Source organism: Haliscomenobacter sp. (assembly GCF_040403615.1).
In the GTDB taxonomy this organism is placed as follows: Bacteria; Bacteroidota; Bacteroidia; order Chitinophagales; family Saprospiraceae; genus Haliscomenobacter.
In genome coordinates this window covers 1-11,891 of record NZ_JBBAKG010000147.1, presented here as the reverse complement: position 1 = coordinate 11,891, position 11,891 = coordinate 1, and the positions used below count along the sequence as shown (strand labels likewise).

The following is an 11,891-nucleotide window of genomic DNA, read 5'->3' as shown; positions in this document are numbered from 1 at the left end:
GAACTATTATCTATGAGACCAAAGCCAACTGGCGTACCATAGTCGTTCAGGATCAGATTTTGATCTTCTCTTCATCAAATACTCACGCTACCGCGTACCCTGAAAACTGACGCACATGTTCAGGTAGTACAGCCAATACAATCTCATCTTTAGGCACCCCTAGCTCAACCAACATTTCGGCAATATCCTCTTCGGTACGGTTTTCCATGATCCAGATTTTCCCATCTGATTTGATGTGAAGGTGTACCCTCACTCTGAGGAAATAATGGTTGCGACTATCCCAACCTGCACGCATAACTTGATAGTGGTGGTGAATGGTATCGGTCAGGATATACGTTTGTCCGTCTTTATTGTCGTTTTCGAATGGCTTCAGTAAATCCAGCACGATGGCCTGATGTTTGGCTATTTTTTCCATATCACAATGTTTAACTTCTTCATGGTATAAATCCCTTGCCATATTGCGATGCTTCAACCAAAGATAACCGTTTTCTAGCGACTTGGCAATATTATTCATCTATGGTCTCCCTGCACAAATTCAGCCCGAGCCTCCCCATCATTTTTAAGTCCCCTCACCCTGCAATAATGGATCAACTCATCAATATCTACCACTACATCAGCAACGCGAGCCCCATGCATAACGCAGGTTATTTTTGCCTGTAAAAATTTTTCATGCCATTCTTCCCAGGTTTCAGGCATCTTGTCCCGGTCGTCGATCGATGCTAAAAAACGATCCCAATCTTCTTTCCGATAGTAGGCGAAATTTAGAATGGTTATCATGGTATTTTTAGGGTTAAAAGAAAAAAACCAAGTCTTCGTGACCTACATCTGGCTCATGATCATGCAGTAAACAAACATAAACCCAACCCAAATCATATAGCGAGGCCAGATAGCGTCCAGTCTTCTACTCCTAGCCCTTCATAAACTACAAAGTGCTTTGTATTGTTGGTGACCAGCACAAGGTTATAAACCAATGCTGTTGCGGCAATTAAAACATCAAAATGATCATGCATTGGAGTCCCTGCTTTGCTTAGGCGAACTTTCTCGAATGCGAATACATCAAGTACTTTAGAGATGGGCAAAACAGTCACCGTTTCAGTCAATAAATTGATCAGTGCATGGTTTTTTGCGGGGTCTGCGCTGCTTTCAGCCCCAATCTTTAGTTCGGCTAAAGTTATCTCTGAAACAAAGCAATTTTGAAGCCCAACAAAGGCCATCTTTTCCTGAATCCGGTATTTCTGTCTAAACAAAAAGATGACAATGTTGGTATCGAGAAGATATTTATTCATAGCACCTCAATACTCCGGTTAAACACTCTTGCTTCTTCAATTTCTGCAATAATTTGTTCCGCTGTTCGATCATCTGACCATGCTCCAGCCAAAGCATTGAGCTTATTCAATTTTTCTCGTTCATCCTGTTCTGATACAGCATCTTGCTCTACTTTTTTCACCTCAATGTAATTCAAGGTCTTTAAAAAAAGCAACAGCGTGGAAAGATGCGCATTGTCTACATCTAAGGTAATTCGTGTCATTTTCCGAAATTGTTGTCAACAAATTTAGTTCATTTACCAAAACAGCGCAATTTTAATTTACGTTCGGGCGCTTGTGCACCTGAAAAGGCAGTAATATTGGATCTAGCTGATCTGTTGAATTTCGTCCCAAAAGCAATCTGCTAAAACAAAGCGCTTATCATTCCCAACACCTCAAAATCCGCACCTCATAAGGCCGCAGTGCATCTTTTATACCTTCCTCCTTGTAATTCCCTATAAGCAAGGATGTTCTCTCTCCTGGATTTAGCAAAGGGAAAGGCTGAATTTCCCCACAAAAATTAGCCACAATCATCAGGCTAAAACCTTCCAAAGAATGGCGGAAAGCCCACAAATAGGGATCATCAGGCAAGAGGTCTTCATAATTTCCATACACCAAAACCGGGTTCTCTTTTCTAAACTGGATCAAAGCACGGCAGTAGTGATAGACGGAGTTGGGGTCGTTTTGAGCCTGCGCTGCATTGATGTACTTATAATTTGGATTCAGCTTCAGCCAGCTTTTTTTCCCTGCTGTAAAACCAGCATTTTCGGCGTCAGTCCACTGCATGGGCGTTCTGGCATGGTCGCGAGCAATTTGATTGCATGCTTTTATAAATGTTGATGCCTCTTTTTTTTGCCCAAAAACCAATGATTGATAGGCATTTTTAACTTGAATGTCGTCGTATTCCTCCATGTTTTCAAAAGTGCAGTTCGTCATCCCCAATTCATCTCCCTGATAAATCGAGGGAGTGCCTCTCAATGTGAATAGCAAAGTCGCCAACATTTTAGCAGACTCGATGCGATAAGCACCTACATCGCCAAAGCGGGACAAAACGCGCGGGTTGTCGTGATTGCCCCAATAAATGTTTTGCCAGCCATCGTCGCCAAGGGCAGTGTCCCATTTTGAAAAAATAGCCTTCAGTTGGACCACATTAAATTCAGGCGCAGGGGTGATGAAATGCTCTTCTCCCCGAGGTACCGCGTGGTCAAAATGGTAAATCATTTGTAATTCGTGCCGGTTCTTGCCCACATACAAATTAGCCTGTCCGGCATTTACACCAAAACCTTCGCCCACTGTCAAACAATCGTAGCGACTCAATACTTCGGCATTCATTTCCTGCAAGTACTCATGGATTTTCGGGCCATTTGCATAATATGTCAAATCGTTTTTACGCCCTTCGGGAAAGTCGGCAAAGGTGGTATCTTTCGACAAAAACGGAATAACATCCATTCTGAAACCATCCACCCCTTTATCGAGCCAAAAACGCATCATTTTGTAGATTTCCTGCCGCAAAGCAGGGTTTTCCCAATTCAAATCGGGCTGTTTCGCTACAAAAAGATGCAAATAATATTGATTGGTCAGGGGATCAAGGGTCCAGGCCGAACCGCTGAAGAATGAAATCCAATCGTTTGGCTCATCGCGCCAAATGTAAAACTCGCGGTAAGGGTTATCCTTCGATTTTCGGGCTTCTTTAAACCAACGATGCTCATCAGAACTGTGGTTGACTACCAGATCCAGAATGAGTTTCATGCCCAATTCATGTACCTCATGGAGTAAATGATCAAAATCGGCCATCGTGCCGAACTCATCCATAATGTCTTCATAATCAGAAACGTCATAGCCGTTGTCTGCATTTGGTGATTTGAAGCAGGGCGACAACCACAATACATCCACTCCCAATGCTTTGAGGTAGGGTAATTTTGTAATGATGCCATTTAAATCGCCAATACCGTCGCCATTTCCGTCTTTGAAGCTACGCGGGTAAATCTGATAAATAATCGCTTCTTTCCACCATTCACGTTGGATTGTGTTTAATGTTGCGCTATTCTTTTCCATTAAATTATACTATGATTTTAGAGCATGTCCTTACAAAACAGAATTCGAACAATACTAGCAAGGTTCTTCCAAATCAAGCCAAAGTCCATCACCAACAAAACGTATAAAACCTGCGCGAAACCAGCTCAAAATAACTGTCAATGGTCAATGACTTTGCATCAATTGCTACGTTTTCGAGCGGTTGCAACCTGCGGTCATCTTCCCAAACTACGTACATTTCGAGAGGCGTTTCACGACTGTGGTTTTTAATAAAATCGATAAATGCCAGCGGCGATTCATCCGCGTAGTAATCAAAAATGGTTTCTTCTGGCGTAGTCGTGATGATGTAACTGCGTTGCAAGTTACAGCCACAGCCTGAATCCGAACCAACATTGTACAGATGTTTTCCTTTAAAAAAAGGCCGGTACAGGTTGCCTTCATCATCTTCATCCAGCATTTCTTCAAAATGAAGCGCCGGAGGAGGTGAGCCATATTTTGGCCAGGCCGTCGAAAAGGTTACCCCAGATAAGGCTTGAGGTGTAGCGATGTAAACACTCCAACACATGGCTCAGCAGTTTAAATTCATCAATTGCATCATTCCGGTGAGTTACTGCAAAAATATTTATCAACCAAATCTCTTAAAAATCTTGTATAAATTTAGCACCCACCTTCGGTGGAGTGCTTTTTTAAAAAATAGCCACAAATTGCACCAAATTTCCACAAATTAAGCCACGAACTCCGTTCGTGAAGGGAGCACAAACGCAAGTTTGTGCCTTAATTTGGGGAAATTTGTGCAATTTGTGGCTTAAAATTTGTTTTTTCCCTCGCCGAAGGCGGGGTGTTAAATCATTACAAAGTCTTTATATTTTTGGAATAATTCACCCGACACCATGCAAATCAAACTCTTACTCCTGTGCGCACTGTTTAGTACTGCCAGCGCTCTTTTGGGCCAAAGCACCTATCAACTACAGGGCAAGGTCGCCAATACCCAAAATGCGCCGCTCGATCTGGTTGCCATTTCCCTCTTGAGTTCAGCTGATTCCAGCATTGTCAAATCGGTCTACTCCGATGAGGATGGTAGTTTCGTATTTTCCGGCGTTTCCGCAGGCACTTATTTCCTCAAAGCTTATCTACTGGGTTATGCCGAATACCGTGGCGAAAAACTGGTAGTCGGGGGCGAGGCTACTACCCTTCAGCTTCCCGGCATTCAACTGCAGGAAAGCATCAAACAACTACAGGAGGTCACCATTGCGGCCAAAACACCTTATGTCGAGCGCAAAATCGACCGCACCATTGTCAACGTAGATGCTTTGCTGGCCAATGCGGGCAGCAACGCGCTGGAAGCGTTGGAACGCGCACCCGGCATAGCAGTAGACCAGAATGGAGTGATCACCCTCAAAGGCCGCGCCGGGGTGGCCGTGTTCATCGACGACAAACCAACTTACCTGTCGGGCGCTGAGCTGGAAAACTACCTCAAGTCCTTGCCCGCAGGCACCGTCAAACAAATTGAAATCATGACCAATCCGCCCGCCAAATACGAAGCAGCGGGCAATGCGGGGGTGATCAACATTGTCCTGAAAAAAAACCGGGCTCCGGGTTTCAATGGCAATACCAACCTCAGCATGCAACGCGGGCGCTATACACGCAGCAACAACAGTTTAAACCTCAATTTTAACCAAAAAAAGCTCAGTCTTTCGGCCAATCTCAATGGTGGTTTTCGCAACTCCTTCCAGGATCTGAACATCAATCGCTACTACAAAAACCCCGACGAGACGCCCAGTTCTTCTTTTGCCCAAAATTCCTTCATCGTCAAAACCGGGCAATCGGCCAATGCCAAACTCGGCCTAGATTATTACCTCTCGGATCGCACGACCATCGGGCTGTCTGCCAAGGGTTTGTTCAGCCCCTCGGGCTCGAATACCGACAACAATGCCCAGGTAGCAGGTGCCGACCGCAAGTTGCTGCAATTCGTAGACGCCTTGAACCTGGACGATGGCAAATTCAACAACGGGACTTTTAATGCCTACTTCAAGCGGCAATTGGACTCCCTGGGCAGTAGCCTCACCATCGATGCCGACTATGTGGTTTACGCCTCTGATCGCGACCAGGTGTTCAACAATTTCATCCTTAATCCCAGCAGGGCCTTGCTCTATCAGGATCGCATCAATGGCCAGTTGCCCTCCGACATCAGCATTTACGCCACAAAGGCGGATTATGTCAAACCTCTGGGCAAGGATGCCAAATTTGAGGCAGGATTCAAATCGGCCTTCACCAAAACGGACAACGAAGCGGCCTACACCAACACCGTTGACGGCGTCACTACCCTCAACTACGACCTGAGCAATCGTTTTTTGTACGACGAATGGATCCACGCCGCCTACGCCAATTACTCCCGCAGCATCGGTCGCTGGGGCATCCAGGCCGGGCTTCGCGCCGAAACCACCAGTCTGAGCGGTGACCAGTTGGGCAACCCGGAGCGACCCGCCAGCAGTTTCAAGCGCAGTTACACCAATCTTTTCCCCACCTTTTACGCAACTTGGAACGCCGATTCTCTGGGGCACCACGTGTTTGCATTCTCTTTCGGGCGGCGGATTGACCGACCCTACTTTCAGGATTTGAATCCTTTTGTAAGCCCATTGGATAAGTTTACTTTTTATGCTGGAAACCCGAATTTGTTGCCCACCTACGCCAATAATTACTCCATCTCGCATTCGTATAAGGGAGTGCTCAACACGACCCTGAGCTACGCAAAAACCATCAACGGCATCAACGAAACCCTGGAAATTGTAGATGGCATTTATTACAGCCGTCCGGGCAACATTGCCACCAACCAAAGTTTCAACCTGGCCATGGATGCGGCCATTCCCGTCAGCTCCTGGTACAACATCAACAGCAATGCCGAGTTGGGATACATGATTTTTGAGAGTAAATTGTATACAGAGCAGCTCAATTCGAGTGGAACCTATTTTCACCTGGTGGCCAACAACAGTTTTCAATTGGGCAAAGGTTGGAGCGCCGATCTGCGGGGGGAATACATGAGTGACATTGTGTATGCGCAGTTGCTCATCAAGAGTTGGGGAACCCTGAATTGTGCTTTGCAGAAAAAACTGTTCAAAGATGCGGCAAGCCTCAAACTGAACATCAGTGACATCCTGTATACCCGCCGCGCGAGTGGCATTATCTACAACCTGCGGCTGACCGACGCAGATTGGAACAGCACCCTCGATACGCGCTCGATAACCTTGGCTTTTTCGTACCGTTTTGGCAAAGCCACCAACAACAGACCCAAACACTCGGGGTCTGGATCGGAAAGTGAGCAGCAGCGGGTGAAGAATTCGTGATTTTTCAGTGCTAAGCTTACTTATTCAAAGGTATTTTTTATGCAGAAGATAAGCCCAGAATTGTTTACATTTACCCTTAACTGCATCAGTCTCTACTTCAGCTAAGCGCAAACAAACTCAGCAAAAACTACTGCATGAAATTGAAAGTTACGTGCCAACTGGATTATCAAACATTCCAGAACGTCCCCTTGATTTTTTTATTGAGACTGCGAACAGGATTGAATCAAACGATTATTTCAGAGGAGTTTATCGTAGAACCAGCAGTACCCGTAAAGGAGTACTTGGATCTGTATGGAAATTACTGCCAACGTATGGTGTCCCCGATGGGTCAATTTTCGATCAAAACCAGTGCATTGCTTGAAACACCCCCATCGACTGAAGTTGATTTTAGTGCAAATTTTGTTTTGATCCAGGACCTGCCAGACGATATCCTGCTCTATTTGTTGCCAAGTCGATACTGTGAGTCGGACAAATTGCTCCCTAAAGCTTCTGAAATCATTAATTATTTATCCACGGGTTACGAAATGGTGGAGGCCATTCGGCAATGGGTTAGGCTCAACATTCAATACGCATACAATTACAGTACTCCGTCCACTTCAGCAATGGATGTGCTGGATAGTCAAATTGGGGTTTGTCGGGATTTGTCCCATTTGGCCATTGCTCTTTGCCGCAGCATCAATATCCCTGCGCGTTTTACAGTGGGGTATTTGTATAATTTAGAACCAATGGATTTACACGCCTGGTTTGAGGCCTATCTGGGTGGCAAATGGTATACTTTTGATGCCACTCAGGAGCTTACTACCGGTGGAAGGGCCGTTTTGGCATATGGCAGGGATGCTGCTGACGTAGCTACCACCACTTATTTTGGAGACATTCAACTGGATAGTATGTTTGTGGGCGTGGAACAAATTGAGGCCTAGGCGCTTTTGCCGCTGTTTCTATGTAGTGGGGCAAAATGATCACTTATTTTTTTTATCGCCCCTATGACAAAACCAGGCCCAAAAAATAAATACAAACTGCACAGGCAACCTGATCAAGGCAGCTTGATGGCTTCCCACTGCGGGATCGCCCCTAAACACGTCAATCACGTGTAAGGGTAAAAACAACACCATCAATAAAAGGATGCCAAGCGTTGCATAATGCCGGAAACGGGGAATCATTGCACCAAGGCCAAGGCCAATTTCTACCACTCCTGCGGCAACATTGAGGGCATCATTCAGCAGAAATTCAGGAAAAAAACCGGCATACAGTAATGGGTTCAGAAAGTGAGATACACCTCCTAAAACTAGGAGTAGACCCAGTAGAATGGTTAATACTAACTTGAAGGTTTTCATTCGGTTCGATTTGAAGCATGTTGCACAATAACTATATCGCTTTTAAAAGTTAGGAACGAAAACAAATTAACTTCAGTGTTTTTGCAAAAAAACATACGGAACAATAGCAATTGAAGCCACAATTGAGAACAAAAGGATACTCACAAAATAGATCAAAACTACTTTGAAAAAAGAGACAAACCAGTTTTGTTTGAACAACACGCGGATGGCGTAAGTGTAATACATTACCATAATCAGCGTACTTAGGGTAAAAATCAATTCCAAGTTCAAGCTGAATAAAAGAATAGGCATAAATACAATGGATGCCTGGGCACTGAAATAGGCATTAGCCACCAGGTGTTCGGCGTAGTTGAGCCCCGATTTCTTAAAAAAAAGTCGGGTGAAAATGGCAAAAAATGGGATGTACAAAATGGAAACAAGCTGAAAATTTTGTTTCATCAAATCGTTGTACAAACTGGCAAATTCATTAGCTTTTTGGTTGTCATTTGACGCCATGAAGTTGGCCGTAACCGCAGCTTGTTGATCATAAAAGCCAAATCCAATATAGATCAAAGCAGAAACAGCCGTCCAAAAAATCAGGTATTTAAATGGAGAGCTATATTTAATCGTTTTACCCGCCAGGTAATCCAACACTACCTGATCAGGTTTTTTAAACAACATGAAAAAGGTATAGATTAACCCGTGATCCACACTGCTGATCTGGCTGAAAATATCATCAAAAATTGCACGCATGGTGATGCGACGCTGGATTACTTTTTGTCCGCACTGCCCGCAATACACACCATAAAGGGTTGCTGCACAAGACTTACAGAGAAGAACATCTGTTTGGTTTTCCATCGTTGAGTTTTGTTGGCTCAAGATAGTTTTATTTGTGTTTTGTGCAAAACAGGGAGAAGATCTTTGAGTACGTCTAAATAATTTTGTGTGAAATAAAATTATTTAGACGTACTCCCTTACTTGAATAACTTCTGCGCAACAGTTGCCAGATAAAGTTTACAGTTCATCCAGGTATGTCCGCCCTCTGAAATCAAAGTTTCGTGCTTGATGTTTTTTTGCTTCAATACCTCCATGTATTTCTGGTTCACAGCATACAGTCCGTCGTCTTTGCCTACCCCAATCCAAAATAACTTGAGCATTTTGTTGGTCTGTTCAAAGTTGGCAAATGCGCCAGCATTGTTGCGTTCAAATTCGTTTTCAAGCATGCCTGGTGCAAATCCACATACAAAACTGAATTTGTCCAGATTGTTTAAACCAAAATACAAAGTAGTACCTCCTCCTCCGGAAAAACCGGCAATGGCCCGGCTGTCTTTGCCATTTTTGGTTCGATAGTTTTTCTCCACAAAAGGCATCAGGTTATCAAAAAAGTCAGGTTTGAATTCCTGAAGGTTATCCCAGTTCCGGAGACTGCCTGCAGATTTGCTGATTTTTGGATAAGCCCGGCCATAAGGCATCACAATGATCATGGGCTCAGCCTTACCCTCCGCAATCAAATTGTCGAGGATGATATTGGCCCGCCCTACCTTAGTCCAGGTTTCTTCGGTATCCGTAGTTCCATGCAACAAATACAGTACCGGGTATTTCTTTTTCGGATTGTCCTCATAGCCCGGTGGCGTGTAAATCACTACAGGTCGGAGACCCAATGCTGGTGAGTTGTAATAACGGTAGGAAACCGTACCATGTGGCACATTTTTAAGGGTATGCACCAAGGGGCTATTCCCGGTAACTTCCAAAATGCTGTTCTGAAAGCCCTCATTGGGAAAAATAGCGGAGTTTTTTGGATCAGCTATCTGAATGCCGTCAACATTGAAGGCATACGGATACATGTCTGGTTTTACGGGTCCTACGGTCACACTCCATACCCCCTGGTCATCTTTTTGCATGGCCACGGGAGCCTTTTCAAATTGCGCATTGAGCTTTACCTCTTTGGCATTGGGTGCCCAAAGCCTGAAACTCACTATTCCATCTGGAGAAACTTCAGGGGAAACAAATGAGGGTTGTACTTCTATGTTGATACCCATAGAGAGCAACATCAGGGAAGCGTATCTTCTCCCAAATCTCCGAATGGCCTCAGCGGTGAAATGCAATTTGTCGGGAACCGCCTCCAAGCCAGCAGAAGGAATCACCAGGGCACGGGAGAGGGTTTGGGGCAAAGTGGCGATGATCTCATTCATTCTTGCACATAGTCCACCTTGGTCGGCATTCACCACTTCACCCGCCAGGAGGGGAATGGAATTGGGCGCGAGTTGTAGGTCTGTAAGTAAGTCGTCGTAGATTTTTTTGACCTTTGCGGGCCAGGCTTTGTCCCCGGTGTTCGATTCGCCCTGGTGCAACAAAATGCCCTTGATCACCCCTTTTTGCTGGGCAATTCGGGCCATGTCCAGCAGTCGTTGGTAAGGATTTCCACCATAGGAATCGGACATTTTAATCATCCAGGGCCGGGAGGCAGCCGAGGTGTCCAGATAGGTCTTGTACAGTACCTTATCAAATATTTCAATCTTACTCCCTGCTACGGCAACATGCACCAAACCAATACTGATATTTTCCGGAAGGTATTGGATCATGGTGCGGCCAAAATAATCAGCGGGCGAAAGGCGGGTATTGCAGCGGCAAAGGGGCGGTTTGGCGTCATACCAGTTGCCCATGGTACGGCCCAATTCGGGACAATCCAGGGCGGATAACAATTTCAGCCTCTTATTGGTGCTGGTATCTTGCGGCCCAATCGGTGCCGGCCCTTCCATGTTGGACTGGCCAATGCACAGGTAAATGTGGAAATTCGGATCTTGAGCAAAGCTCCTTCGGGTACTCAGGCATGCGCTCAATACGCACAGCATGAGTAAAATGTTTGTTGTTTGTTTCATCGTTATAGTTTATCAATAAATGTAAATCTAATTTTTATTCCCGATGTCAGGAATCCTTCGATGTGATTTTCTTTAGACAAGTGCTGCTAAACAATAAAGCTAAACGGGTTTGATTTGGTATGGGTCATTTGGCTAATTTTATTGAAATGTACAGTGTTTTGAAGGCAACATAAAACAAACAGGCCAGTTGAATGCATCAACTGGCCTGCATTTTATTCAATTGTCAAAGCTTGTAAGCTAAATACTCACGCCTTTTTCATAAAATTAGAGTGTATTATTTCACAACCTGTTTTACCCAACGCTGCCCTGGTGTTTGAATATGCAAAAAATAGATACCCGCTGGCAACCCAGAGAAATCAACCTGAGTCGTCGTTTCAATGCGAGGTTGATAGAAAAACTGTATCCCCAATGCATTGTAAATCCGCAGTGAAGCAGCTTCAATGAACTTGGGCAATTGAATATTGAGTTGTTCCTGCACGGGATTTGGAGAACAGATAATGGGCTTGTTCGATTCCAGGTCTCGAGAAGAAGTAATACAGAACGCAGGTTCCAGGTTTTTATAATAACAATCCCGATTAGAGGGAGCCATTGTGTTGGGGGTTAAAGAAACGTTGGCATTCATCAATGAATTGGTAGTGTTGTCATGCTGCATACCCAAAATATGGCCAAGTTCATGGGCTAATAAAGAATTGGTCTTCCGAGCATTCAAAACTAAATGGCCACGGTCGATAGGGGCCTGACAATCCTCATCAATACTGGCGTACCCCCCCCAGGGCAAACGCATTAAAATTGTGCGGCTAGCGGAGAAAGATTAGTTTTGGGAAAAAGCGATGTCAAGATCAAATCCATCCGATCAAATCAAGTCTCTACTTGCGCGTTTCGAGGGCATTACAGATATGCGCATAGAAAGGAAGAAGCTTTACCCGCTCAAGGAAATTTTGTTTTTGAGCATTAGTGCTGTGGTTAGTGGTTACAGTGAATGGGATGAGATCGTAGATTTTGGAGAAGAAAAACAGGAAT

At 44.7% G+C, this 11,891-nt stretch carries 13 protein-coding genes; 3 read left to right on the top strand and 10 right to left on the bottom strand.

From position 1 onward, the window contains the following. Positions 1 to 82: 82 nt before the first annotated feature. The 6 genes from ABW391_RS26660 to ABW391_RS26635 all read right to left on the bottom strand — a co-directional run bounded on the left by ABW391_RS26660 (position 83) and on the right by ABW391_RS26635 (position 3,903). Positions 83 to 415: an element excision factor XisI family protein gene (locus tag ABW391_RS26660; RefSeq protein WP_353484957.1), complete on the bottom strand. Its 333-nt coding sequence runs from the start codon at positions 413 to 415 to the stop codon at positions 83 to 85. 95 nt (positions 416 to 510) lie between these two features. After that, entirely contained in the window at positions 511 to 777 is a 267-nt protein-coding gene (locus ABW391_RS26655) for a hypothetical protein (RefSeq protein WP_353484956.1), read from the bottom strand. Between the two features lie 92 nt (positions 778 to 869). Beyond that, positions 870 to 1,286: a PIN domain-containing protein gene (locus tag ABW391_RS26650; protein ID WP_353484955.1), complete on the bottom strand. Its 417-nt coding sequence runs from the start codon at positions 1,284 to 1,286 to the stop codon at positions 870 to 872. Beyond that, positions 1,283 to 1,528, bottom strand: coding sequence for a hypothetical protein (locus ABW391_RS26645; RefSeq protein ID WP_353484954.1), 246 nt, complete (start codon positions 1,526 to 1,528; stop codon positions 1,283 to 1,285). The genes ABW391_RS26650 and ABW391_RS26645 overlap by 4 nt, the downstream gene beginning before the upstream one ends. 157 nt (positions 1,529 to 1,685) lie before the next feature. After that, positions 1,686 to 3,359: an alpha-glucosidase gene (locus ABW391_RS26640; RefSeq protein ID WP_353484953.1), complete on the bottom strand. Its 1,674-nt coding sequence runs from the start codon at positions 3,357 to 3,359 to the stop codon at positions 1,686 to 1,688. Positions 3,360 to 3,447: 88 nt separating this feature from the next. Then, the gene (locus tag ABW391_RS26635) at positions 3,448 to 3,903 is read right to left on the bottom strand and encodes a hypothetical protein (RefSeq protein ID WP_353484952.1); all 456 of its coding nucleotides are present in this window, start codon (positions 3,901 to 3,903) and stop codon (positions 3,448 to 3,450) included. A 325-nt stretch (positions 3,904 to 4,228) separates the two neighbouring features. On the opposite strand from ABW391_RS26635, the gene ABW391_RS26630 reads away from it, so the two are divergent. Next, positions 4,229 to 6,679, top strand: a complete 2,451-nt coding sequence (locus tag ABW391_RS26630) for an outer membrane beta-barrel protein (RefSeq protein ID WP_353484951.1) — start codon at positions 4,229 to 4,231, stop codon at positions 6,677 to 6,679. A 134-nt stretch (positions 6,680 to 6,813) separates the two neighbouring features. Beyond that, the gene (locus ABW391_RS26625; RefSeq protein ID WP_353484950.1) at positions 6,814 to 7,599 is read left to right on the top strand and encodes a transglutaminase-like domain-containing protein; all 786 of its coding nucleotides are present in this window, start codon (positions 6,814 to 6,816) and stop codon (positions 7,597 to 7,599) included. Positions 7,600 to 7,638: 39 nt separating this feature from the next. Here the strand turns inward: ABW391_RS26625 and ABW391_RS26620 are convergent, their stop codons facing one another. The 4 genes from ABW391_RS26620 to ABW391_RS26605 all read right to left on the bottom strand — a co-directional run bounded on the left by ABW391_RS26620 (position 7,639) and on the right by ABW391_RS26605 (position 11,655). Continuing rightward, on the bottom strand, positions 7,639 to 8,013 hold the full coding sequence (locus ABW391_RS26620) for a DoxX family protein (protein WP_353484949.1): 375 nt from the start codon (positions 8,011 to 8,013) through the stop codon (positions 7,639 to 7,641). A gap of 72 nt (positions 8,014 to 8,085) precedes the next feature. Next, positions 8,086 to 8,850, bottom strand: coding sequence for a DUF3667 domain-containing protein (locus ABW391_RS26615; protein ID WP_353484948.1), 765 nt, complete (start codon positions 8,848 to 8,850; stop codon positions 8,086 to 8,088). Positions 8,851 to 8,966: 116 nt separating this feature from the next. Beyond that, positions 8,967 to 10,871, bottom strand: a complete 1,905-nt coding sequence (locus ABW391_RS26610) for a sialate O-acetylesterase (RefSeq protein ID WP_353484947.1) — start codon at positions 10,869 to 10,871, stop codon at positions 8,967 to 8,969. A 274-nt stretch (positions 10,872 to 11,145) separates the two neighbouring features. Continuing rightward, positions 11,146 to 11,655: a zinc-dependent metalloprotease gene (locus tag ABW391_RS26605; RefSeq protein WP_353484946.1), complete on the bottom strand. Its 510-nt coding sequence runs from the start codon at positions 11,653 to 11,655 to the stop codon at positions 11,146 to 11,148. A gap of 46 nt (positions 11,656 to 11,701) precedes the next feature. On the opposite strand from ABW391_RS26605, the gene ABW391_RS26600 reads away from it, so the two are divergent. Next, positions 11,702 to 11,891: transposase family protein (locus ABW391_RS26600; RefSeq protein WP_353484945.1), on the top strand; the 190-nt coding region annotated here is incomplete at its 3' end.